Below are 23,921 nucleotides of genomic sequence, written 5' to 3' on the forward strand. Positions count from 1 at the left end.
CGTCCTCACCAGGTGACCGGGAACGACGCGATGCCGCCGTTCATCCGGTCGTGCCGCCAGGGGATCTCGTCGAGCGGCACGGCGGGGGCCAGCCCCGGCAGCCGCCGCAGCAGCTCGCCGATGGACAGCTCCACCTGCATCCGGCCCAGCGCGGTGCCCAGGCAGAAGTGCGGCCCGAAGCCGAAGGTGAGGTGCGGTGCGGTCGGCACCCGGTCGATGTCGAACACGTCGGGGTCGGGGAAGACGCGCGGGTCGCGGTTGCCGACCCACGGGATCGCCATCACGCAGTCCCCGGCGCGCATCGCCGCCCCGCCCAGGGTGAGGTCCTCGCGGACCACCTGGACCCGGAACATGCTGCTCACCGAGGTGTAGCGGAGGATCTCGTCGGTGGCCGAGGAGAGCTTGCCCGGGTCGGCCCGCAGCTTCGCCAACTGCTCGGGGTGCTGGAACAGCGCACGCAACCCGGCGCTCGTGGAGTTGATCTCCAGCCCGCCGAGCAGCACGCCCATCGCCAGCTCGACCAGTTCCGCGTCGTCGAGTTCGTGCGCGTCGCGGCCCAGCACCCAGGCCGAGAGCAGGTCGTCGCCGGGGTCCGCCCGCTTGCCCGCCAACTGCCCGGCCAGGTACGCCCGCAGCTCCGCCTGCGCGGTGGCGGCGTCGGCGGACCCGTACGCGGTGACCGAGTTGAGGCCCTCGATCCAGCCGTAGAACCGGGGCCGGTCGGCCACCGGCACCCCCAGCACGTCGCAGACCACGTGCACCGGCAGCGGCGCCACCAGCGCGGCGACCAGGTCGGCGGGGCGGGGACCGGCCAGCAGGTCGTCGATCAGCGCGTCGACCAGCCGGCGTACCCGGGGGCGGAAGGTGTCGATCCGGCGGGCGGTGAACGCCCGGCTGGCCACCCGCCGCACGACCGCGTGCGCCGGACCGTCCATGTTCAACTCCCGGGGGCCCGCGCCATCGGGCGTACCGGTCGCGCCGAGCGGCAGCCGGGAGAACCGGGGGTCGGCCAGCACCGTGCAGCAGTCCTGGTAGCCGAGCACCAGCCAGGCGGGCCGGCCGTCGGGCAGCCGCACCCGGCCGACCGGCTCGGTGACCATGTCGAGCAGTTCGGCGGGCAGGTCGCCGGTGAACGGCGCGAAGGGGTAGTCCCGCAGCTCCGAGACGACGGTCATGGCGAGCTACCCACCTGTCGGTCGGCGGTCCACATCGGGCACCGGTAAGACTCGGTCATCCGGACGGCCGCCGTCAATATCCATTGGTCGCCGCGACGATCTTCCGGGTACGGAACCCATCGCCTAGCATCGGTGCACCAGGACTGCCGGGTGCTGCGCGCGGATGGGTCGGACTTGACTGCGGCTTTGCGGATTCTGTTGTCGACGTGGGGCTGGCGGTCGCATTTCTACGGCCTGGTGCCGCTCGGCTGGGCCCTGCAGGCCGCCGGCCACGAGGTGCGGGTGGCCAGCCATCCGGCGCTGGTGCCGGCGATCACCTCGGCCGGGTTGGCGGCGGTGCCGCTGGGCGCGGACGTCGACTTCGCCACGGCGTTCGCGGGCCGGATCGGCGCGGTGGGCGCCCTGGACCGGGCCGAGGACGAGCCGGACGACACGGTCGAGCCGGCGATCACCGCCGACGGCGGCGTGGTCCGGTTCGCCGACGCTCTCCTCGACGAGCTGGTCGGTTTCGGCCGTTCCTGGCGACCGGACCTGCTGGTCTGGGAGCCGTTCAACCTGGCCGCCGCGGTGGCCGCCGCCGCGCTGGGCGTGCCCGGGGTACGGCATCTGTGGGGACCGGACTCCTCGGTGACCCTCCGGCTCGACCCGGAGCCGGTGCTCGGCCCGCTCGCCGGCCGGTTCGGGCTGGCCGCCACCGACGTGGACCTCGCCGGTGCGCTGACCCTCGACCCGGTGCCGCCGCCGATGCAGGTGCCGGCGACCGGCCCGACCCGACCGGTCCGGTACGTGCCGTACAACGGCCCGGCCGTGCTGCCGACCTGGCTGCACGGCCCGGCGGACCGACCCCGGGTGTGCGTCACGGCCGGCACCATGATGGCCGGGGCCGGGCTGGACGACCGGCTGGACCTCCCCCGGGTGGTGCGAGCGGTGGCCGGGCTGGACGTGGAGGTCGTCGTGCTGGTCGAGCCGGCCCAGCAGGCGGCGCTGCGCCCGCTGCCGGGCAACGTCCGGCTGGTCGACAGCCCGCTGGCCCTGCGGCTGGTGCTGCCGACCTGCGCCGCGCTGGTGCAGCAGGGCGGTGCCGGGACCACGATGACGGCGCTCGGCCTCGGGGTGCCGCAACTCGTCCTGCCACAGGTCAGCGACCAGCACTTCAACGCCGAGCGGCTGGCCGTCACCGGGGCCGGCACCTGGCTCGCCGGCGACCGGGCCGACGACGACACGCTGCGTGGGCTGGTCGGCGAGCTGATCGCCGACGGCCCCTGGCGGGCTGCCGCCGCGCTGATGCGCGACCGGGTCCACGCGATGCCCGCCCCCGCCGAGGTGCTGCCGGCGTTGGTGGACCTCGCCGCACGTCACCGGAGCTGACCCACCGTTCGACCACCCGAGGAGTCGCAGATGACGCAAGAGCCCATCCCGTACCCGCTCGCTCCGGCTCCGACGATCTACCACCCGTCACCTGACTACACCCGGCTGCGGGAGACCTGCCCGGTGGCGCCGATCGCGCTGCCCGACGGCGGGAAGGCCTACCTGGCCACCCGGCACGCGGACGTCCGCCGGGTCTTCACCGACCAGCGGTTCAGCCGGGCCGCCGCGGCCGGGCCGGACCGGCCGACCCGGGAGCTGGGTTCGCTGGCCGAGGACTCGCTGATCGGGATGGACCCGCCCCGGCACACCACGATGCGCCGGGCGGTGTCGCACGCGTTCACCGTCCGCCGGGTGGAGGCGCTGCGCCCGACGGTGGCCGCGCTCGTCGACCGGATGATCGACGACCTGGTGGCGGCGGGCCCGCCGGCGGACCTGATCCCCCACCTGTCCGCGCCGCTGCCGATCTACGTGATCAGCAAGCTGTTCGGCATCGCGGAGCAGGACCAGGACCGGGTACGCGAGTGGTCCGACGCGCTCGTCGGCGACTGGGACGCCGACCCGGCGGCCCCGCAGGCCGCCCTCGACGCGTTCGGCGAGATGATCGTCGAACGGCGCCGCGAGCCGGGCGACGACCTGATGAGCGCCCTGATCAAGGCCTGGGACGAGCACGACGACCTCACCGAACGGGAACTCGTCTCGGTGACCGCCGGCATCTTCGTCGGCGGCCACGAGACCACCACCAACCAGCTCAACCTGTTCCTGCTCGTGCTGGCCCGGCACCCCGACCAGCTTGCCGGGCTGCGCGGTGACGACCCGGTCGCGGTGGCCCGCGCGGTGGAGGAGCTGTCCCGGTTCATCCAGCTCGGCGACAACGGAGTGCTGCTGCCCCGGGTCACCACCGAGGAGGTGGAACTGGGCGGGGTGTGCCTGCCGGCGGGTACCCCGGTGCTGCCGGCGATCGCCTCGGCCAACCGGGACGGCTCGGTGTTCGCCGGGGCGGACACCCTCGACCTGACCCGGACCGACAACCCGCACCTGGCGTTCGGGGCGGGCCCGCACCACTGCCTCGGCGCGGCGCTGGCCCGGATGGAGTTGCAGGAGGCCCTCGGTGCGCTGCTGCGCCGGCTGCCCGGCCTGCGGCTGGCCGTACCCGAGGAGGAGCTGCGGTTCAAGCCCGGCCTGGTGGTACGCAGCCTGGAGGCGCTGCCGGTGACCTGGGACCGGGTCGAGCGGTGAGCGTCGCCACGGCGGTCACCGGGTCGCCCGGCGGGCGGTGACCGGCCGGTCAGCCGGTGACCCGGGTCGGTGCCGCCGGGTCGAACGCGGCCTCGACGGCCACCTCCTCCACCCCACGCAGCAGCGCCTCGGCCTGGGCCTCGGTGAAACAGCCCAGGTCGAAGATCACCTGGAGGAAGATCGTGTCCGGCTGGTCCTCCACCGTGATGAACGCCTGCTCGGGCAGGTGGTCGAGGGTGCCGTCCCAGACCAGGAACGTCTCGCCCGCCCGGCGGCGGATCTGCTCCGGGGTCACCTCGACGGCGCGGGCCGCGTCGTCCGCCGCCTGCCGGGTCACCACCCGCCGGTCGTTGATCCGCAGGGTCACCCGGGCCGGGTAGCCGCGCTCGTCGTCGAGCCGGGCGGCGGCCTCGGCGAGCTGCGTCGGGTCGTAGTAGGCGTACATGCCGGCGGCGACGGAGGCGCGGCGGGCCCGGGTCACCACCTCGTCCACGGTGGTGTCGGTGGCGTCCACGGTGAGCACCCCGTTCTGGCTCAGCGGGGCGATCGCCTCGGCGAACCCCGGCCGGAACCGGTTGCCGACGATGAGTTTGGCGGTCAGCGGGCTGACCCCGGTAGCCCGGCCCACCGCCACGGCGATCACCGCGAGCAGCACCCGGGAGGTGTCCGTCCGGGTGCGGCGGGCGATGGCCTGCACCGCCAGGTAGGCCGCCGGTGAGCTGAACCGGCCGTGCCAGAACCGCCGGCCATGCCGGCCGGCCGGGTTGGTGACCCCGCCGAAGGTCGAGGGCGGCAGGTCGCGCAGGTGCGCCTCCCAGTGGCGGACCGCCCGGTCGCTCACCCGGCGCAGCTGCGGGGTGCGCTCGCGCCGGCCGAGGTCGAGCAGTTGCACCGTACGCGGGTCGGGCACGCGCCGGGCCGCCAGGTCGACCAGTCCGAGGTCGGCCATCACCAGGGCGGTCGCCGTGCCGTCGACGACCAGGTGGTCGAGGGTCAGCACCCGGTGCACCAGCGCCCCCCGGTGCCGGATCACCGCCATCCGCACCGACCAGTCCCGGTAGAGGTCGTAGGGGGCCAGCAGCCGGGCGTGGCCCAACTCGTAGGCGAACTTCGCCACGTCGGCCGGGTCGGCGTCGTCGGGGACGTCCAGCACGTCCAGGGCGATCTCCCCGTCGGCGGCGACCACCTGGCAGGGCTCGCCGTGCTCGTCGGTGCCCAGCCGCATCCGCAGCGCCGGGTGCCGGCTCATCAGGTCACCGAGCTGCGCCGCGACCTGCTCCACGGTGACCCCGGCCGGCACCGGGTGCGCGCCGCTGACGTTGTGCGTCCACCCGGTCTCCCGCATGTCCTGCATGATCGCCAGTTGACCCCAGGTCAGCGGCGCGGTCCCGGCCCCCGGGCCGGCGAACGGGACGAGCACCTGCGCCTCGGCGGTCTGCGCGAACATCGGTCAATCAGAGCAACGTTGATCGGCACGTGTCAACGTCGCCGGTCGGGTCGCCGGCCGGCCGGTGACGCCGGCGTTAGGGTACGGCCCATGCGGGACACCGTCCGGATCTGGATCCTGTCGGCCCGGGCCGGCCCGGACGAGCTGGCCCGCTACGACGCGGTGCTCACCGCCGAGGAACGCCGCCGGGCGGCGGCGCTCGGCCCGGCCACCGCCCGGGAGCGGTTCACCGTGGCACACGGGGCGCTGCGGCTGCTGGTGGGCGCGGCCCTGGGCGTCGCACCCGGACGGCTCGCCTGGCGGCGGGGCCGGTACGGCAAGCCGACGTTGACCGAGCCCCGGGGCGGGCCGCAGACCAGCCTGTCGTACTCCGCCGGGCTGGTCGCGGTGGCGGTGGGCGGTGACCGTCCGGTGGGGGTCGACATCCAGCACGTTGCGCCGGAACGGGACCCGGTGGCGCTGGCCGCCCGGTTCTTCGCCGCCGGGGAGGCCCGGCACGTCGCCTCGGGGCCGGACGTCGCCGACCGGGCCGACCGGTTCGCCCGGCTGTGGGCCCGCAAGGAGGCGGTGGTCAAGGCGGCCGGGGAACGGCTCTGGCCGCACCTGGCGCTGCCGGTGCACCGGGGCGACGTGGTGGCGTGCGGCGACCCTCCTGGCGTACACCGGGTCACCGACGTCGCGACCCCGGCCGGCTACCGGGTCGCGGTGGCCCTGACCGGCGACGGGCCCTACGACACGGCGTCGTTCCACGGCCTCGACGGGCCGTCCGGAGCGGTTCCGCGACCGGTCGGCTGAAGATCGCGACAGCCGTTGACACCCGCCGATCACGTTTGCTCTGATGGGCTCCATGTTGGAGCGTGGGGTCCAGTGACAGAGCCCGACACGACCACCGCGCCGCAGCTGCGTGGGCAGGTCGTCGACACGATGGTCGCGCTGCTGACCCGGATGCTCCGGCCGGAGGCACCGGTCACCGTCGGCACGCAGCTGATGGACGAGCTGGGCCTCAGCTCCTCCCTCGCGCTGGAGCTGCTGCTCGAGATCGAGGACGAGCTGGAGATCCAGATCGACGTCGAGGATCTCGACGAGGACCGGATGACCACGGTCGGCGACCTGGCCGACTACATCACCCAGCACTGCACCCCCCGCTGACGCCCCGCGACGGGGGCCCGGCCGGTATCTTCCGAAGGAGTTCCATGGACCGGCCCCGCCTGAGCGTGGTGATCCCCGCCCACAACAACGCCGTCGCGCTCGACACGACCGTCGCGTCACTGACCCGGCAGACCCTCCCGACGCAGGAGTTCGAGGTCATCGTTGGCGACGACGGTTCGGCCGTCCCGCTGACCCCGGTCGTCGAACGCTACGCCGACCGGCTGCGGATCGCCTGCGTGCGCAGCGAAACCAACCGGGGCCGCAGCGCCAACCGCAACGCGGCGGCGGCCCGCGCCCAGGCCGACGTCCTGCTGTTCCTGGACGCCGACACGGTCGCCCACCCCACCCTGCTCGCCCGGCACCGCGACCACCACGCCGCCCGTGGCGGCCGGCCCGGGGTCCTGCTCGGCCAACGCTACGACCTCGACTGGGCCGGAGCGGACGCGGTGCGCCGGGGCGAACCCGTCGACCCGGCGCTGCTGGACGCCGAGCGGGGCGACCCCCGGCTGGAGGACATCGCCCACCCGCAGCGCATCCGCGACTTCCCCAGCGCGCCCTGGGTGCTGGGCCTGACCCACAACGCCTCGGTCGACCGGGAGTCGTTCCTGCGGGTGGCCGGCTTCGACGAGGCGATGGTCAAGTGGGGGTTCGAGGACCTGGAGTTCTTCTACCGGATCTTCCACCTGCACGGGGGCCGGCCCGACCTGTTCGAGCTGGACGTCGAGGCGACGTCGTACCACCTGCCGCACTTCCGTAAGACGTCCAACGGGCTCGCCTCGATGGACAACATGAAGTACCTGCTGCGCAAGCACCTGCGCTACGACGTCGAGGTGCTGTACGCGATCAACACGTTCGGCCGGCACCTGGGCCGCATCCGGCTCTACGGCCAGGCCATCGAGGCGTACCGGCGGGCGGGGTTGGGACGGCCGGAGGCGCTGCCCGACACGCTGCGCACGGAACTGGCCGGCCGCACCGCGTTGGTGATCGGCAACGGGGTGTCCACCCTGGAACTGGGCCCCGACTCGCAGACGTTCGACCACGACGCGCCGGCCGGGCCGACCAACGCGCACCTGCTCGGCACGGTGCTCCAGCAGTTCAAGGCCGGCGCGCTCGACGTGATCGTCAACGTCGACCTGTGGCGGTTCCTGCTGCCCGAGGACCTGCCGGCGTTCCTGACCCGGGGGCTGCTCAAGGCCGACCGGATCGAGCTGGTCTGCACCGACGCCCCGGTCGACCAGCGGGCGATGCTGCCGGTGCCGCTCGTGGCCGACCTCGACTACGTGACCGACATGCTGGACCAGCACTTCGCCGTCACCGTCGCCCGGTACGACGGGGCGTCGGTGCTCACCGTCCGCTGACACCGCCCCGACGCGGCAGTCCGAATCGTCCCGGGAGGCGGCGGGTCACGCCCCGGGCGGGCCGAACAGCAGGCTGACGTTGTGGCCGCCGAAGCCGAACGAGTTGGACATCACCGTGGTCACGGCGGCCTCCCGCGGCTGCTTGCGGATGTGGTCGAGATCGTCACCCGGGTCGGGGTCGTCGAGGTTGTGGGTCGGCGGGAGCAGGCCGCGACGCAGCGCCTCGACCCCGATCGCCGCCTCGATCACCCCGGAGACGCCGAGCATGTGCCCGGTGACCCCCTTGGTGGAGCTGACCGGCGGACCGGCCGCGCCGAAAACGTCCCGCAGGGCGGCCACCTCGGCCGCGTCACCGGCCCTGGTGCTGGTGCCGTGGGCGTTGAGGTAGCCGACGTCGTCGGGGCCCAGGCCGGCGTCGCGCAGCGCCGTGCGCATGCAGTGCGCCGCACCGGACCCGTCGGGGCGGGGGGTGGTCGGGTGGTAGGCGTCGTTGTTCGCGCCCCACCCGAGCGGGTCGGCGTACCGCCGGGCACCGCGCGCCACCGCGTGCGCGGTGCGTTCCAGGACGAACACCCCGGCCCCCTCGCCGAGGACGAGGCCGTTGCGCCGCCTGTCGAACGGGCGGCTCGCCTCCGTCGGGTCCGACCAGCCGTGGGCGAGCGCGCGGGCGTTGCCGAACGCGTCGGCGAAGGTCGGGAAGAGCGGCGCCTCGCTGGACCCGCAGAGCACCAGGTCGGCCTCGTCGGCGCGCAGGATACGCAGCGCCTCCCCGATCGACTGGGCCCCGGACGCGCAGGCGGTGCCGATCGACGAGGTGTAGCCCCGGATGCCGTGTCTGATGGCGATCCGCGCCGCGCCCATGTTGGGCAGGGTGCCGGGCAGCATGTACGGGCTGACCCCGAACCGGCCCCGCTCGGCCCGCGCGAGGACCTGGCTCGCCAGGGTCGACAGGCCACCGACGCCGGAGACGATCACGGCCACCCGGTACGGGTCGACGTCCCGGCCCACCTCGACCCCGGCGTCGGCCACCGCGTCACCGGCCGCCCGCAGCGCCATCACCACCGCGCGGTCGGCCACCCGGGACTCGGGGCCGGGCAGCACGCTGGCAGGGTCGATGTCCGGGCTGAACGCGGCGACGTCGACGACGCCGTGCACCGGGTGCCCCTCGGGCGGCCGGGTCAGGCCGGACCGGCCCGCGCAGACCGCGTCGAACACCTCGGCGGCGGTGCTGCCGACCGGGCTGACCAGCCCGATCCCGGTCACCGTCACGCCGGCACGCATGCTCGTCCCCTCTCGTGCTGCTGCACCGAACGCTGCACGGACCGCCTCCGGGGCGGCGCGGCGGGCACGGTCAGTGTGCCGAGGCGGGCTCGACGCGGGCGGCCACCGTGCGGCAGAACTCGCCGACGGTCATCATCGCCAGCGCCTCGGCCTCGTCGTCGTCGAAGGTCACCCCGAACCGGTCCTCCACCCGGACGGCCAGTTCGGCGAGGCCGAGCGAGTCGACGTCGAGACCGGCCGGACCGAACACCGTGTCGTCGTCGGCGCCCTCGATGTCGTACTTCATCTCGGTCAACGCGGCGAAGAGGAACGCGCGGATCTCGTCGGTCATGGTCGGGGTTTCCTTTCCGGAGGTCGGCGTCGGCGGACCCGGCCGCCGGTGGGACGCGGGAGGCGTGGCAGTGGCCGGGGACGCGGCCGGGACCAGGTGCGACGTCGGTGGGACCGTCGCCGCGCTGGTCACCGGAGCAGCCGCTCCGTTTTGATCGACCTTACTCAATCAAGCCGGTTGCGCAAGGTCCACCCGGGCGGTGCCGGCCGGCCGATCGGTCGCCGGCGCGACGACCCGCACCGCGAGCTGGTCGTACCCCCGCAGCATGAGTTGCCGTGGCGCGTCGGGGGTCGCGGCGAGCGCCAGCGCCGGGAACCGGTCGAGCAGCCGGGGCAGCGCGAGCCGCCCCTCCGTGCGGCCCAGCGCCGCGCCGACGCAGTAGTGCGGTCCGGCGCTGAACGCCAGGTGCCGGTTGTCCGCCCGGGACGGATCGAACGTGTCCGGATCGGGGAACCGGCGCGGATCCCGGTTGGCCGCACCGGTCAGCACCAGCGCCGTCCGCCCACGGGGGACGTCGATCCCGGCGACCTCGGTGTCCTCGGCGGCGTAGCGCACCGCGAAGTGCACAGGCGGCTCGTAGCGCAGGATCTCCTCGACGTACGCCGGGGCGAGGGACGGGTCGGCGCGCAACGCGGCCAGCGCGGCGGGCCGCGCCAGCAGCAGGGTCAGCCCGCTGCCGAACAGGTTGGCGGTGGTCCGGAACCCCGCGTTGTACGTGACGATCAGGTTCGCCAGCAGCTCCGCCTCGGAGAGCTGGTCGGGGCGTTCGGCGCGCAGCCGGGCCAGCGCCGAGACGAGGTCGTCGCGGGGTTCGGCCCGGCGGGCGGCGAGCAGCGTGGTGAAGTACCCGGCCAGTTCCTCGGCGGCGCGGTTGGCGGCCCGGATCTCCCGGAACGAGCGCGGCCCGATCTCCAGCACCGCGTCGAACGCCCGCACCCGGGACGGGAACCAGGCCCGGTCGGCGGGCGGCACCCCGAGCAGCTCGCCGACGACGGCGCTGGGCAGCGGCAGGGCGAACGCCGCCATGAAGTCCACCGGGCGGCCGTCCGCGCCCGCCTCGGCGAGCCCGTCGAGCAGGTCGTCGGTGATCCGCGCGATCGCCGGTTCCAGGGCGGCGACCCGGCGGGCGGTCAGCGCCTGGCCGAACAGGTGACGCACCCGGGCGTGGTCCTCGGCCGGGGCGTTGAACATGCTGGCCTGTAGGGTCCGCAGCACCGCGTGGTCGCGCCAGCGGACGCCCGCGTGGTCCAGGTAGCGCGCGTCGAGCACCCGGAAGACCGGATCACGCAGCACCCGCTGGGCCGCGGCGTACCCGTGGACCACCACGGCGTGCGGTGCCGTCGGGGCGAGGGCGACCGCCTCCCCCAGCTCGTGCAGCCGGGCGTAGTACGGGTACGGATCGCGTCGGACCGCGTCGCCGAGCAGCTCGTCGAGGGATACCGGGAAACCCATGGCGCTCCTCGTCGGGGTGCACGGGCGGAGGATGCCGTGACCTTAGACGCATCGACGGCAGGCTGTCCACGGCTGGTTCGGTGCCGAACCGGGTGTGACAGTGGGGACGCCGCCGGACAGGTAGGGGGTGGAACGGCCGACCGAGAGGTGCACATGAGCAGTGCTGATGACGGCGTACGGGAGCAACGGTTCCGCTCCCTGCACGCCGCGACGTACCCGGACCTGCTGCGGTTCGTCCAGCGGCGGGTCCCACCCAGCGAGGCGGAGGACGTCGTCTCGACCGTCTTCCTCACCGCCTGGCGACGCTTCGACGACCTTCCCACCGACGCCCGTCCGTGGCTGTTCGCGGTGGCCCGCCGCACGATGGCGAACCACACCCGGGGCTGGCTGCGCCGGCAGGCCCTGGATATCCGGCTGGTGGCGGCGGACGGCCCGGCGTACGCCGACGACATGGTCGACGCCGCCGCCCGGATCGACCTCGACCGGGCCTGGCGCAGCCTGCGGCCCGCCGACCGGGAGGTGCTGGCGCTGGTGGCGTTCGACGGGTTGACCGCCGAGCAGGCGGCCACCGTGCTGGGCTGCCGCCGGTCGACGTTCGCCATGCGGCTGGGCCGGGCCCGGGAACGCCTGCGGGCCGCGCTGGAACCGGCCGCCCCCCGTCCGCACGCCCTCACTGTCTTCAAGGAGCAGCAGTCATGACGGATCTTCAGCGCCTCTCCGTGTTGGACCCGGCACGCGGGGTGCAGCCGACCCCGACCGACTGGGCCCGGGCCACCGCAGTCGTCGACGGGATCGTCGCAGGCCGGGCAGCCGTCCGTCCCGGGCCGGCACGCCGCCCGGTGACCAGGCGTTGGGTGGTCGGCCTGGTCGCCGCCGGGGCGGTCGCGGTGGTGGGCGCGGTCACCGTGCCCGCGCTGCTACCGGGGCCGATGGACCGGGCCTTCGCCGCCTGGACCCCGGTGCCCGGCGCGCTCACCGGCGAGCAGGTCATGCCGCAGGCCCGCCGGTGCGCCGCGAGCGGGGTGGGCAGCGAACCGACGGCACCGGTCGGCCCCGCCGACGTGCTCCTGGCCGAGCGCCGGGGGGTGGCCACCCTGCTCATCCAGCAGCGTGGCGCGGGCGTGATCGAGTGCATGAGCGTCGACGACGGCCAGCCGACCGCGATGACGTTGGCGGACGGCCCCCTGCCGCCTCCCGCCGCCGGCACCGTCAACCTCGAGACGCGCAGTTCGGTCGGCTCCGGCCGGGACCAGTACTCCAACGCCGTGGGTCTGGTCGGCCCGTCGGTCACCGGCGTCGACCTGGTCCTCGCCGACGGCCGGACCATCCGGACCAGCACCGGGGGCGGATGGTGGGCCGCGTGGTGGCCGGGGCCGGAGGGCGGTGAGATCGGCAGCATCACGGTGGTCGTGCACAGTCCCACCGGCTCCACCACGCACCGGATCGAGGACCTGTGACCGGCGGCCCCGCCGGGGTCCGGCGCACGGCGTGGCGGGCCTCGCCGCAGCGCCGCCCGGCGGGGCCGCTCGGGGCGGTCCCGGCCCGGTGGGCGACCCGGCCGCCGGGCGGGTCGGCCCGGCCGGTCAGGAATCGAGAAGCCGTCGGTCCGGCGGGGTCATAGCCTTTACCCCAGGTGGCCGGCAGCGTGCCGCGCCCCGTCCGACCAGCGAGGGAGCCCGCGTGTCCACGAAGAAAGCGACCACCGCGACCGACGGCGACACCAGCGGGGAGGCCGGCGGCGGGTTCACCGCCGAGGAGCGGGCCGCCATGCGGGAACGTGCGGCCGAGTTGCGGGCCGAGGGGCGCAAGGGCGCCAAGAAGGCCGACGGCATGCAGGCGGTGCTGGACCGGATCGCCCAGATGGCCCCGGCGGACCGGACGCTGGCCGAGCGGGTGCACCTGACGGTCACCACGGTGGCCCCGCAGCTCTCCCCCAAGACCTGGTACGGCATGCCCGCGTACGCGAACGAGGACGGCAAGATCGTCGTGTTCTTCCAGGACGCCGGCAAGTTCAACTACCGGTACTGCACCCTCGGCTTCCAGGAGTCGGCCCACCTCGACGACGGTGACCTGTGGCCGGTGTCGTACGCCCTGCGGTCGTGGACCCCGGAGGTGGAGAAGCGGGTCCGGGACCTGGTGACCACGGCGGTCTCCTGACGGTCACCGCCCGGTGGGTGTCAGCGTCCCGTAGGCGGGTAGCCGGGGAGGATGACGCCCACCAGCAGAGCCCTGATCGCCGGTGCGGCCGGCGCGTCCGCCCTCAACGCCGTCACCTACCTGGACATGGCGCTGCGGGCCCGGCCGGCCAGCAGCGCCGCCGAGGACAGCGCCGGCCGGCTCGCCGACCTGGCCCACGTCGACCTCGGTGACCAGCGCACGGCCGCGAACCGCAGGTCCGGGCTCGGGCCGCTGCTCGGCTACGCCACCTCGGTGGCCGCAGCGGCCGGCTACGCGGCGGCGGGTGGTCGTCGGCTGCCCACCGCCGTGTCCGTCCTGGCGCTGACCGGCCTGGCCATGATCGGTTCCAACGGTCCGCTGACCGTGCTGCGGGTGACCGACCCCCGTACCTGGTCGGCCACCGACTGGCTGACCGACCTGGTGCCGCACCTGGCGTACGGCGCGGTGACCGCCGTCACCCTTCGTGCACTGCGCTGAGCCACCACGACCGACCGGCGTGTTTTGCGGCGGGATGCCCGGGTAGGGGAGGAACACCCGTTCCCCGCTCCCTGAAGAGGTGCCGCCCAGATGGAATCCCGCAAACCGACCGAGGTCGTCAAGGACGTGGTGGACGCCGCCGCCGAGAAGGTGTCCCAGCTGATGACCCCCGAGGTCCCCGGAGCGCCGGGCAGCGCCCCGCCGACCGTCGACGAACCCACCACCCCGCATGACCCACTGCCACCGAAGAAGGAGCAGGGCGCACCGGAGACCCGTACCCCGACCGGCGCGGCCACCGGCGCGCCGACCGTCGCCAACGGCCAGCAGGGTGCGTTTCTCACCACCGCGCAGGGTGCCCGGCTGCGCGACACCGACCACTCCCTGAAGGCCGGCCCGCGCGGCCCGACGCTGCTCCAGGACCACCACCTCCGCGAGAAGATCACCCACTTCGACCACGAACGCATCCCCGAGCGGGTGGTGCACGCCCGGGGCGCCGGCGCGCACGGCGTCTTCACCGGGTACGGCGCGCAGGAGGTGACCCGGGCCGGCTTCCTGAGCAAGGGGAAGGAGACGCCGGTGTTCGTCCGGTTCTCCACCGTCCTGGGGTCCCGGGGATCGGCCGACACCGTGCGCGACACCCGGGGCTTCGCCACCAAGTTCTACACCGACGAGGGCACCTTCGACCTGGTCGGCAACAACATGCCGGTCTTCTTCATCCAGGACGCGATCAAGTTCCCGGACATCATCCACGCCGGCAAGCCGCACCCGGACCGGGAGATCCCGCAGGCGCAGAGCGCCCACGACACCTTCTGGGACTTCGTCTCGCTGCACACCGAGGCGCAGCACCACACGATGTGGAACATGTCCGACCGGGGCATTCCGCGCTCGTACCGGACCATGGAGGGCTTCGGGGTGCACACGTTCCGGCTGGTCAACTCCGCCGGGGCGACGGTGCTGGCGAAGTTCCACTGGAAGCCGAAGCTTGGCGTGCACTCGCTGGAGTGGGAGGAGGCGCAGCTGCTCAGCGGCATGGACCCCGACTTCCACCGGCGCGACCTCTACGACGCCATCGAGGCCGGCGCGTACCCGGAGTGGGAACTCGGCCTGCAGGTCTTCCCGGACACCCCGGAGGAGACCTTCGCCGGCATCGACCTGCTCGACCCCACCAAGATCGTGCCGGAGGAGCTGGCGCCGGTGCAGCTGGTCGGGAAGCTGGTGCTCAACCGGACGCCGACGAACTTCTTCGCCGAGACCGAGCAGGTCGCCTTCCACCTCGGTCACCTGGTACCGGGCATCGACGTCACCAACGACCCGCTGTTGCAGGGCCGGCTCTTCTCGTACGTCGACACGCAGCTCACCCGGCTGGGCGGGCCGAACTTCGCGCAGATCCCGATCAACCGGCCGCACGCGCCGGTCAACGACATGCTCCGCGACGGGTTCCACCAGCACGCCGTGCACGCCGGGGTCGCGCCGTACCGGCCGAACTCGCTCGACGGGGGCAACCCGTTCCCGGCCGGGGACACCGAGCACGCGTTCGTCGACGTGCCGGTGACCGTGGCCGAGGCCCCGAAGGTCCGGGCCAACCCGGCGTCCTTCGACGACCACTTCAGCCAGGCCCGGCTGTTCTGGCTGAGCATGTCGCCGGTGGAGCGGGAGCACATCGTCCGGGCGTACACCTTCGAGTTGGGCAAGTGCTACCACCAGGCGATCCGGGAACGGCAGCTGCAGTGCCTGGCCAACATCGACCCGGTGCTCTGTGCGCAGGTGGCCACCGGTCTGGGCCTGCCGACGCCGGAGCCGACCGTGCCGCTGGCCGACGTCGCGCCCAGCCCGGCGCTGTCCCAGCTCGGCCGCACCTGGCCGGCCGACGGCCGGACGGTCGGCATCGTGGTCGACGCCGACACCGGTACCGACGACGTCGAGCAGGTACGCCGTGAGGTGTTCGCCGCGGGCATGGTGCCGCTGGTGATCGCCGCGCACGGCGGCACGGTGGGCGACCTGACGGTGCAGCGGACCTTCGCCACCGGCCGCTCGGTCGAGCTGGACGCGCTGCTGCTGGCCGGGGCCCCCGCTCCGGCACCGGACGCGCTGCCGGCCCGGGACGCCAAGGCGGGTGCGGCGGACGCCACTGTCGTCGACCCCCGGGTGCTGCTGCTGGTGCAGGAGTGCTGGCGGCACGCCAAGGTGATCGGTGGCTGGGGCGCGGGCGTGCGGGTGCTGGAGCTGGCCGGGGTGGCCGGCGCGGCGGGCGTGGTGACCGGTGACTCGCCGACCGGTGTGCTCGCCGGCGCGCAGGCCCTGCTGGCCGCCCACCGGGTCTGGGACCGGTTCCCCGCCTCGATCTCCTGACGGGAGCTGTCGACGGGTGTCCGCCGTGGTGCACGGTGGACACCCGTCGCGGCGGGGCCGGCGGGCACCTTGCCGCCGGCCCGTACCGTCGGTGCGGTGGCCGCCGAGAAGGAGCTGTCCGGGCGGGGTTTCGCCATCGTCATCGTCGGCGTCGGCGTGCTGCTCTGCTGTGGCACCCCGACCGCCGGCTTCTACCTGTCCCGCAAGGACGCGAGGGAGGAGCCCGGCATCCGCGCCGCCGCCGACGCCTACCTGTCCGCCGTGGTCAGACATGACGACAACGGCGCGTACGACATGTTGTGTGCGGCCGACCGACGCCGCGAGTCGCGGGCGGACTGGCTGGACCGTCCTGCGGGCGGGTACGGGGTGACCGGGTTCCGGATCACCGACGTGACGGTCGAGCGTTCGGGCGATACACCGACCCGGCGGTGGGTGACCGCCGAGGTCACCTATTCGGACCAGGCACCCCGGACGGTGGGGTTGAACGTCGAGCGGCAGGACGGCGACTGGAAGGTGTGCAGCCCGGACGTCCGGTGACCGACCCCCGGACGGCGGACGGCGGGCGGTGCGGCCCCGGGCGAGGGCGGCGCAGACCGGCCCCGGGTGCGGTCGACTGGCGCATATTGACGTCACATGTCAGACGAATTACGTTGGCGGACGTCGATGTATTACGAACCGTGGCCTGCACCCCGGCAAGGAGCGTGCGCATGTTCCGACGACGAGTCGCCCTGCTGTCCCCCGTACTGCTGGCGGCGACCCTGGGCACGGCGGTGGTCACCGGCGCGGCGGTGCTCGGCAGCGCCCCGCCCGCGCAGGCGCTGGAGAACGGCTTGGCCCGCACCCCGCAGATGGGCTGGAACGACTGGAACTCGTTCGGCTGCAACGTCAACGAGACGCTCATCCGGCAGACCGCCGACACACTGGTCGCAAGCGGCATGGCCGCCGCCGGCTACGAGTACGTCAACATCGACGACTGCTGGTCGACCAAGCAGCGCAACGCCAGCGGCGACCTGGTCGCCGACCCGGCGAAGTTCCCCAGCGGCATGAAGGCGCTCGCCGACTACGTCCACGGCAAGGGCCTCAAGCTGGGCATCTACTCGTCGGCCGGGACGACCACCTGCGCCGGCTACCCGGCCAGCATCAACTACGAGCAGCGCGACGCCAACCTCTGGGCGTCCTGGGGCGTCGACTACCTCAAGTACGACAACTGCGGTGACCACCTCGGCCGCAGCGGGCAGCAGCGCTACACCGCGATGCGGGACGCCCTGGCGGCCACCGGCCGCAACATCCTCTACAGCCTGTGCAACTGGGGCCAGGAGAGCGTCTGGACCTGGGGCGCGTCGGTGGGCAACTCCTGGCGCAACACCGGTGACATCGGCGGCAACTGGAACTCCATCATGGGCATCCTCGACCAGCAGGTCGGCAAGGACTCGTACGCCCGGCCCGGTGCGTGGAACGACCCGGACATGCTGGAGGTCGGCAACGGCCCCACCGACACCGAGTCACGGGCCCACTTCAGCCTCTGGGCGCTGCTGAACGCGCCGCTGCTGGCCGGCAACGACCTGCGCTCCATGTCGGCGGCCACCCGGACCATCCTGACCAACACCGAGGTCATCGCGGTCAACCAGGACTGGGGTGGCCGGCAGGGTTACAAGATCAGTGACAGCGGCGACCTGGAGGTCTGGCGTAAGCCGATGTCCACCGGAGCGGTGGCCACGGTGCTGCTCAACCGGGGTGGCGGCACGGCCACGGTCACCACCACGGCCAGCGCGCTGGGCCTCGGCAGCGCCTCGTCCTACGCGGTGCGGGATCTCTGGGCGCACAGCAGCTCGACGTCGGGCGGCACGCTCAGCGCCTCGGTGCCGGCGCACGGCGCGGCGATGTTCCTGGTGACCGGCGGCGGCACTCCCCCGCCCACCACGCCGCCCCCGACCACTCCCCCACCGACGACACCTCCGCCGACCACGCCGCCACCTGGCACGACGTCCGCCGTGCGCAGCGTCTCCGCCGGCCGGTGCCTGGACGTCAACGGCGCGGCGCAGACCAACGGCGCGACCACCATCGTCTGGGACTGTCACGGCCAGGCGAACCAGTCCTGGACCTCGACCGGCAGCCAGGAACTGCGGGTCTACGGCAGCAAGTGCCTGGACGTCAACAACGCCGGCACCGCCAACGGCACGTCGGTGATCATCTGGGACTGCAACGGCCAGTCGAACCAGAAGTGGCGTTTCAACGCCGACGGCACCGTCACGGCGGTCGGCTCGGGCCGGTGCCTGGACCTGGTGGGCAACGGCACGGCCAACGGCACCCGTACCCAGATCTGGGACTGCAACGGGGCGACCAGCCAGCGGTGGAGTCGCGGCTGAACCGGTGGCCGGGCACCGCTCGACGACGCGCCGCCTGCGCGCGGCGCGTGGTCAGTCCCGCGCGGCGAGGACCTCGCGCAGCGTGGCCGCGTACCCCCGGGGGTGGGTGGTGTTGCCGTTGTGCCCGCCGGGGAAGACCACCGGCGTGGTCCCGAGCAGCTCGGCCAGCCGGTCCGCGCACCGGCGGTCGAAGACCTCCGGCGCGGTGCGGACGCCGACCGCCGGGACGATCCGGGTGCCGCAGCCGGGCAGGTCCTCCGGGCGCAGGTCGTCGCCGACGATCGCGGTGAAGTCCCGGCGGATGAACGTGTCGAAGTTGGCGACGCGCTGCGGCGTCAGCGGCTGCGGGGTGAGGTCGGGCTCGGCCTCCTGGCAGGTCGGGTCGATGCCGAGCACCCGGGCGATCTCCCGCATCGCCTCGGTCAGCCCCCGGGCCGCGTAGCGCCTTTGGACGTCGAGCAGTTCGCGTTCGTGGCGGGTCCGCTCGGCGGTGGGCAGCAGCCGGGGTGAAACCGGCTCGTGGGCGACGAGGGTGTGCAGCCGACCGGGGTGGCGGACGGCCAGCCGCAGCCCGATCGAGGCGCCGAGGCTGCACCCGAGCATCGCGGCCGGCCGGTCGGTGAGGCTGGTCAGGAGATGGTGGACGTCGTCCGCGTGGTCGGCCAGGGTCACCGGCCGCTCCGGGTCGGTGGGCGTGCTGCGGGACAGCCCGCGCCGGTCGTAGGTCACCACGGTGTACGCGTCGGCGAGCTGCTCCACCAGGTCGGTGGTCCGGTGGGCGTCGCCCTCCCCGCTCTGGCCGATCAGCAGGAGCGGGCCACTGCCCCGCACCTCGTGGTAGAGCCGGGCGCCGGGAACGGCGAGCGTGCCGGTCCGGAGGGTGGCGGTGACGGACATCTGCGTCTCCCTGCGTCGGGCGGGCGGGTCCCGCCGACAAGAAGCATCATATCAGATGCATCTCAAATGATGAATCTTTTCTGATGTACCCTGACCCGGTGAACGGCATCGAGTTGTTCCTCCTCGGGCGCACCCTCATGAAGCTCGGCGAGGAGGCGATCCCCACCGAGGGGATCGACTCCCACCCGGCGCTGCACCGCTCCGTGCTCATCGTCGCGAGCGACATCCGGGCCCACCCGGGCACCTCGGTCAGCGAGATCGCCGACCGGACGGGCTTCCCGCAGAGCAAGGTGTCGGTCTGCGCCGCCCGCCTGCGCGAGGCCGGCGCCATCGAGGCCACCCCCGACCCCGACGACCGGCGACGGCTGCTGCTGCACACCGCGCAGCAGCTCTCCGACCGGGTCGTCCAGATCAGGGCCGCCTCGGTCGACAGCGCGCTCGCCGCGGCCCTCGGCACCGACGACCCGGCCCGGATCGCCGAGCTCACCGCCGCCCTGGAAACCCTCGCCCGCAGCCTCACCCCGCAGGCGCTGCTCCGACTGCGCGGCGGCACCGAGCCGACGGACGGGTGAACGGGCTCGCTTCCGGCGGCGCGGCTAGCCGGTCGGGGCGAAGGTGTCCCGCAGCGCCGGATCCAGCGACCGGCCGGTGGTGGGTTCCATGAACAGCTCGGCCAGCAGCAGGTCGGCGAGGTGGGTGGGGTTGAGGCCCGCCTCCCGGCGCGCGAGACCGTGCAGCAGGCCACCGCAGCCCAGCGCGGCCCGTACGGCGGGGGCGGGCAGGCGGCCGACCCGACGCGGCTGACCGACGGCGGCGGCGATCCGGGTCATCATGGCCGCCCAGGTGAGATTCTCGTCGACGACCGGGACGTCCGCGCCGCGCGCCTGTTCGAGCACCTCGACGGCGACCTCGGCCACGCTGCGCGCCGAGGCGGCGGCGGTGCCGCCGACGGGTACCGCCAGCGGCACCCGGGACCGTGCCCACCGGTCGAGCGGACCGGCCCAGTTGGGCAGCCGGTCGCCGGCCCGGCCGAAGACGAACGGCAACTCCAGCACGGTGACCGGGAGCTGCGGGCCGGCGGCGACCCGGCCCTCGGCGGCCTGTTCCCGCCGGCACCTGACGTAGACGTGCCGGTCCGCCAGCCGCCACTGCGGATGCCGCCGGTCGAAGAAGGTGTAGTAAGACCCGGTCAGGACCGCCCGGGTGAGGCCCTCGGCGCGGGCGGCGGTGAGCAGGCGTACCACCGGGTCGACGAGTTCGCGGCGCAGCACCGGATGGATCGGCCGGGGCAGCACCCGCTGCTCGTCGGCCCGGGTGGCGAGGACGACACCGTCGTGCCCGGCGAGCAGCGACCGCAGGTCGTCGGTCGGGGCGGACTCGACGTCGAGCAGATGGTCGACACCGGGCCGGGCCGTCCGGGCCACCGTGGTCACCGTGTGCCCCCGCCCGCGCAGCACCTCGACGACGTGCCCGCCGATCAGACCACTGCCGCCCACCACAAGGATTCTCACGTCTCATCGTCCACTGCGGACCCGGCCGGTTGTCAAGCCACGCTCCCCCGCCGGCGGTCGACGCCGCCCGGTGCCGGTCGCCGCACCGACGTCCCGCCACCACCGGCGGTGGGTCAGGTCGTCAGCTCGGCGAGGAGCCGCTCGGCCCGGCGGGTGTGCAGGAACGCGCCCCGCGCCGCCGACACCGTCCGGGCCTTTTCGGCGGCGGCCCGGACGACCTCGACCGGCTCGCCCCGCGCGCGCAGCAGCCGGGCCCGCAGCAGGAGCAGCAGCCCCTCCGGGTGCCGCTGACCGCACGACTCCAGATAGTGGTCGGCCTGGTCGAGCGCGGTCGCGGCGGCGTCGACCGCGCCACCGGCGAGAAGCATCTCGCCGAGGAGACCGTGCCAGGCGGCGACGTCCGAGCGGGGCGGGTCGAGCAGGTGCGCGGCGATGAGCCGCCGGGCCCGGTCCGCGTTGCCGAGCGGGTCCCGGCCGGTCACCGCCAGCGCCCAGCAGCGGGCCAGCCGCTGGTAGGTGCCGAGGAAGACGAACGAGAACCCAGGGTCGACGGCGATCCCCCGGCCGGACGCGCGCAACGCCAGCACCGGATCGCCGACGATCACCGCTATCCGGGTGGCGGCGCACGCCCACACCGTGACCATGTACGGGTCGTCGCCGGCCAGGTCCTCCAGCCCGTCGAGCACGGCCCGGCCGTCGGCCACCGCGCCGTGCAGCGTGGTGACCTCGGCCAGCATCGCGGCCATCAGCAGTTGGAGGTCGTGCCGCACCGGGTCCTCGTCCCGGCGCGGGACGTCGAAGATCATGTTCCGGGACCTGTCGAGCCAGCGGACCGCCTCACCGATCTCCCCGTAGTCCCACTGTTGCAGGCCCCAGGCGTGCAGGCCACAGGCGAGCACCCACGGGTCGGCGGACTCCCGCCCCCGCTCCAGCAGCCGGCGGGCCAGCGGGGCGCTGCGGTCGAGTTCGACCGCCTGGACCAGGGCGGCCCAGCGGGAGTAGAGGAAACCTGCCGCCTCCCGCTCCCGGCCGAGGTCCCGGGCCAGGTGCTCGGCCCGTTCCAGCAGGTCGGTCACCGAGGAGCCGTACATCGACCGCATGCCGAGAACGGCGGTGAGCTGGGCCAGGGCGGACAGCTCCCATGCGGCGAGACCCGCACCGCGGGCCACCTGCACCGCCGAGCGCAGCCACCGCTCGGCGACGTCGAGCGCCGACTTGCCCGCCGCCTGCCGGCCCGCGCGGATCAGCGCCTGCGCCGTCCGGGCCGGTTCGGCGAGCAGGCCGGCGGACCACAGGTGGTGGGCGAGGCGCTCGGCCACCGTCTCGGCGTCCGCGCCGCCCTGTTCCAGCGCGTCCGCGATCCGCAGGTGCAGCTGTCCCGCCTGTGCCGGCCGGGTCGTCGCGGTCACCGCCTCACGTACCAGGTCGTGGGCGAACCGCAGCGAGAACGGGTCGTCCGGGCGGCTGCGGAGCATGCCGAGCGCCTGCACCGGTTCCAGCTGTTCCAGGCAGCGGTCGAGGTCGAGCCCGGCCGCCCGGGCCAGCAGCCCGAGTTCCACCTCCCGGCCGATCAACGCGGCGGTCCGGAGCAGGTCGCGGCTGCCGGCGGCCAGCCCGGACATCCGGTCGATGACCACGTCCCGAACGGTGGCCGGCACGCCGGCATACCCGCGGGGCCGGTCGGTGAGCAGCCGGGACAGTTCCCGGACGAAGAACGGGTTCCCGGCGGTGCGGGCGAGGATGCTCCGGGTCGACTCCGGGGTGGGTGTCGAGCCGGTCTCCCGGCGGATGAGTTCGGCCACCTCGGACTCGGTGAGATTGCCCAGGCGGATCCGCTGGTGGCCGGGGAGCCGGCTGACCGCGGCGAGCATCCGGGACAGCGCGACGCCCGGGGTGGGGGCGTGGTCGCGCAGCGCGCCGACCAGTGTGGTGCCGCCGGGCAGCCGGGCCGCCAGGTGGCCGATCAGGTGCAGGGACGCGTCGTCGCCCCACTGCAGGTCGTCGAGCGCGAGCACCGTCGGCCGCCGGGCCGACGCCGCGGCGACGATCGCGACGACCTGTTCGAAGAGCCGGAACGGGAACCCGTTGTCGGGCAGCACCGGCGCGGCGAGGACGTCCTGGCGTGGCTCCAGCAGGCTGCCCAGCTCCCGGCCGACCGGGACGGCCCCGGGTCCGTCGGGCATCCCGTCGAGCAGGGTCCGGATGGCCTGGACCCACGGCCACATCGAGGGTGCCCCACCGCCGTCGAGGCACTGCCCCCAGACGACGAGCGCGCCGCGCCGCGCCGCCTCGGCGGTGGCCTCCCGCAGCAGCCGGGTCTTGCCGACCCCTGGCTCACCCTGGACCAGCACCAGCGCGGTGCCGCCCGCGAAGGCCGCCGTGGTCGCGTCCCGCAGGGCCGCCAGTTCGCCGGCCCGGCCGACCAGGCCGTCACCGGTCGGGCCCGGCGGTGCGGCCGGCACGGCAAGGCCCGGCGGTGCCGTCCGGCCGAGCGCGTGGTGGTACGCCTGGCTCAGCGCCGGGCCCGGGTCCACCCCCAACTGCTCGGCGAGGTCGGCCCGGACGGCCCGGAACACGGCCAGCGCCTGCGCCTGTTGGCCGGCGGCGGCCAACGCGGTGACCAGCGCCGCCTCCACCGGCTCGTGCAGGGGCGTCATCGCCGCCGCCAGCCGCAGGGGGGCGAGCACCTGGTGCGGCTGCCCGGCCGCGACGGCCAGGTCGGCGGCGGCGACGGCGGCGGTGAAGAACTCCCCGTCCAGGGCGGCGAAGAGGGCGACCGCGCCCGGCCGGTGCGGGTAGCCGTCGCCGGCCGGCCCCCGCCACAGCGCGAGCGCCCGGGAGTACGCGTCGAGGGCGTCGGTGTCCCGGCCTGCGGCGAGGTGGGCGGCGGCGGTCCCGACGTGCCCCCGGAACGCCATCAGGTCGAGCAGCTCCGCCGTGGCGGCGAGGCGGTAGCCGGTCGCGTGCCGGTGCAGGTAGGAGCCGACCGCCCGGGGTGGCAACCCGGGTTCCAGCAGGCGGCGCAGCGCACCGACGTACTTGTGGATGACGTTGACCGCGGTCGCGGGCGCGTCGTCGCCCCAGACGAGGTCGATCAGCTCGGTGGTGCTGACCGGTTCACCGGCGCGGGCCAGCAACAGGACCAGCAGGTAGGCGCGCTGGCGGGGGCCCGGGTCCAGCTCGACGCCGCCCCGCTGCACGCGCAGCGGGCCGAGGATCTGAAGTCGCAGCGCGCCCTGGGGCCGGGTCCGGTGCCCACCCTCGACGCCATCTCCCGACGACAGCCCCACCACGCCCCGGTGACCCCCGACCGTCGACGACATCGACGCCGTTCAGCTTACGCCGC

Annotated in this window: 21 protein-coding genes; 13 read left to right on the forward strand and 8 right to left on the reverse strand. The window is 74.2% G+C overall.

Annotation, left to right across the window (positions count from 1 at the left end):
• Nucleotides 1–5 precede the first annotated feature (5 nt).
• Nucleotides 6–1,175, reverse strand: a complete 1,170-nt coding sequence (locus ACWCHM_RS18410) for a cytochrome P450 (RefSeq protein ID WP_239484660.1) — start codon at nucleotides 1,173–1,175, stop codon at nucleotides 6–8.
• Nucleotides 1,176–1,361: 186 nt separating this feature from the next.
• Between ACWCHM_RS18410 and ACWCHM_RS18415 the strand changes: the two genes are divergently transcribed.
• On the forward strand, nucleotides 1,362–2,543 hold the full coding sequence (locus ACWCHM_RS18415; protein ID WP_454219142.1) for a nucleotide disphospho-sugar-binding domain-containing protein: 1,182 nt from the start codon (nucleotides 1,362–1,364) through the stop codon (nucleotides 2,541–2,543).
• A 30-nt stretch (nucleotides 2,544–2,573) separates the two neighbouring features.
• On the forward strand, nucleotides 2,574–3,779 hold the full coding sequence (locus tag ACWCHM_RS18420) for a cytochrome P450 (protein ID WP_454219143.1): 1,206 nt from the start codon (nucleotides 2,574–2,576) through the stop codon (nucleotides 3,777–3,779).
• A gap of 49 nt (nucleotides 3,780–3,828) precedes the next feature.
• On the opposite strand, the gene ACWCHM_RS18425 is transcribed toward ACWCHM_RS18420, so the two are convergent.
• A complete protein-coding gene (locus ACWCHM_RS18425) occupies nucleotides 3,829–5,226 on the reverse strand; it encodes a condensation domain-containing protein (RefSeq protein ID WP_281899325.1) in 1,398 nt (465 codons plus the stop codon).
• 90 nt (nucleotides 5,227–5,316) lie between these two features.
• Here ACWCHM_RS18425 and ACWCHM_RS18430 point away from each other — a divergent pair, with 90 nt between their 5' ends.
• From ACWCHM_RS18430 to ACWCHM_RS18440, 3 genes are all read left to right on the forward strand, one after another.
• The gene (locus ACWCHM_RS18430; RefSeq protein ID WP_454219145.1) at nucleotides 5,317–6,021 is read left to right on the forward strand and encodes a 4'-phosphopantetheinyl transferase family protein; all 705 of its coding nucleotides are present in this window, start codon (nucleotides 5,317–5,319) and stop codon (nucleotides 6,019–6,021) included.
• Nucleotides 6,022–6,093: 72 nt separating this feature from the next.
• Nucleotides 6,094–6,375 carry a phosphopantetheine-binding protein gene (locus ACWCHM_RS18435; protein WP_281899330.1) on the forward strand — a complete coding sequence of 94 codons (282 nt, stop codon included), beginning with the start codon at nucleotides 6,094–6,096 and terminating at the stop codon, nucleotides 6,373–6,375.
• Between the two features lie 44 nt (nucleotides 6,376–6,419).
• Nucleotides 6,420–7,733: a glycosyltransferase family 2 protein gene (locus tag ACWCHM_RS18440; RefSeq protein ID WP_454219148.1), complete on the forward strand. Its 1,314-nt coding sequence runs from the start codon at nucleotides 6,420–6,422 to the stop codon at nucleotides 7,731–7,733.
• Between the two features lie 45 nt (nucleotides 7,734–7,778).
• On the opposite strand, the gene ACWCHM_RS18445 is transcribed toward ACWCHM_RS18440, so the two are convergent.
• The 3 genes from ACWCHM_RS18445 to ACWCHM_RS18455 all read right to left on the reverse strand — a co-directional run bounded on the left by ACWCHM_RS18445 (nucleotide 7,779) and on the right by ACWCHM_RS18455 (nucleotide 10,797).
• Nucleotides 7,779–9,014 carry a beta-ketoacyl-[acyl-carrier-protein] synthase family protein gene (locus tag ACWCHM_RS18445; RefSeq protein WP_454219150.1) on the reverse strand — a complete coding sequence of 412 codons (1,236 nt, stop codon included), beginning with the start codon at nucleotides 9,012–9,014 and terminating at the stop codon, nucleotides 7,779–7,781.
• A 70-nt stretch (nucleotides 9,015–9,084) separates the two neighbouring features.
• Nucleotides 9,085–9,345, reverse strand: a complete 261-nt coding sequence (locus ACWCHM_RS18450; protein WP_204928196.1) for an acyl carrier protein — start codon at nucleotides 9,343–9,345, stop codon at nucleotides 9,085–9,087.
• 168 nt (nucleotides 9,346–9,513) lie between these two features.
• Nucleotides 9,514–10,797, reverse strand: a complete 1,284-nt coding sequence (locus ACWCHM_RS18455; RefSeq protein ID WP_454219152.1) for a cytochrome P450 — start codon at nucleotides 10,795–10,797, stop codon at nucleotides 9,514–9,516.
• A 153-nt stretch (nucleotides 10,798–10,950) separates the two neighbouring features.
• Between ACWCHM_RS18455 and ACWCHM_RS18460 the strand changes: the two genes are divergently transcribed.
• The 7 genes from ACWCHM_RS18460 to ACWCHM_RS18490 all read left to right on the forward strand — a co-directional run bounded on the left by ACWCHM_RS18460 (nucleotide 10,951) and on the right by ACWCHM_RS18490 (nucleotide 18,167).
• A complete protein-coding gene (locus ACWCHM_RS18460) occupies nucleotides 10,951–11,496 on the forward strand; it encodes an RNA polymerase sigma factor (protein WP_454219153.1) in 546 nt (181 codons plus the stop codon).
• Nucleotides 11,493–12,254 (forward strand): hypothetical protein, encoded by a 762-nt coding sequence (locus tag ACWCHM_RS18465; RefSeq protein WP_454219154.1) that lies wholly within the window; start codon nucleotides 11,493–11,495, stop codon nucleotides 12,252–12,254. Before ACWCHM_RS18460 ends, ACWCHM_RS18465 begins: the two co-directional genes overlap by 4 nt.
• 223 nt (nucleotides 12,255–12,477) lie before the next feature.
• Entirely contained in the window at nucleotides 12,478–12,954 is a 477-nt protein-coding gene (locus ACWCHM_RS18470) for an iron chaperone (RefSeq protein ID WP_281899341.1), read from the forward strand.
• A 51-nt stretch (nucleotides 12,955–13,005) separates the two neighbouring features.
• Nucleotides 13,006–13,452 carry a hypothetical protein gene (locus ACWCHM_RS18475; protein ID WP_204957193.1) on the forward strand — a complete coding sequence of 149 codons (447 nt, stop codon included), beginning with the start codon at nucleotides 13,006–13,008 and terminating at the stop codon, nucleotides 13,450–13,452.
• A gap of 90 nt (nucleotides 13,453–13,542) precedes the next feature.
• The gene (locus ACWCHM_RS18480; RefSeq protein ID WP_454219155.1) at nucleotides 13,543–15,801 is read left to right on the forward strand and encodes a catalase; all 2,259 of its coding nucleotides are present in this window, start codon (nucleotides 13,543–13,545) and stop codon (nucleotides 15,799–15,801) included.
• 96 nt (nucleotides 15,802–15,897) lie between these two features.
• Nucleotides 15,898–16,338, forward strand: a complete 441-nt coding sequence (locus ACWCHM_RS18485; RefSeq protein WP_204957191.1) for an Rv0361 family membrane protein — start codon at nucleotides 15,898–15,900, stop codon at nucleotides 16,336–16,338.
• Between the two features lie 170 nt (nucleotides 16,339–16,508).
• Nucleotides 16,509–18,167, forward strand: a complete 1,659-nt coding sequence (locus ACWCHM_RS18490) for a glycoside hydrolase family 27 protein (protein WP_454219157.1) — start codon at nucleotides 16,509–16,511, stop codon at nucleotides 18,165–18,167.
• Between the two features lie 51 nt (nucleotides 18,168–18,218).
• Here ACWCHM_RS18490 and ACWCHM_RS18495 read toward each other — a convergent pair whose 3' ends face one another.
• On the reverse strand, nucleotides 18,219–19,064 hold the full coding sequence (locus ACWCHM_RS18495) for an alpha/beta fold hydrolase (RefSeq protein ID WP_454219158.1): 846 nt from the start codon (nucleotides 19,062–19,064) through the stop codon (nucleotides 18,219–18,221).
• Between the two features lie 98 nt (nucleotides 19,065–19,162).
• Here ACWCHM_RS18495 and ACWCHM_RS18500 point away from each other — a divergent pair, with 98 nt between their 5' ends.
• Nucleotides 19,163–19,636, forward strand: a complete 474-nt coding sequence (locus tag ACWCHM_RS18500; protein ID WP_204957188.1) for a MarR family winged helix-turn-helix transcriptional regulator — start codon at nucleotides 19,163–19,165, stop codon at nucleotides 19,634–19,636.
• Nucleotides 19,637–19,660: 24 nt separating this feature from the next.
• Here ACWCHM_RS18500 and ACWCHM_RS18505 read toward each other — a convergent pair whose 3' ends face one another.
• Nucleotides 19,661–20,560 (reverse strand): NAD-dependent epimerase/dehydratase family protein, encoded by a 900-nt coding sequence (locus ACWCHM_RS18505; RefSeq protein WP_454219160.1) that lies wholly within the window; start codon nucleotides 20,558–20,560, stop codon nucleotides 19,661–19,663.
• A gap of 128 nt (nucleotides 20,561–20,688) precedes the next feature.
• A complete protein-coding gene (locus ACWCHM_RS18510) occupies nucleotides 20,689–23,898 on the reverse strand; it encodes an ATP-binding protein (protein ID WP_454219161.1) in 3,210 nt (1,069 codons plus the stop codon).
• Nucleotides 23,899–23,921 lie beyond the last annotated feature (23 nt).

The sequence above is a fragment of the Micromonospora sp. SCSIO 07396 genome, from assembly GCF_053667945.1.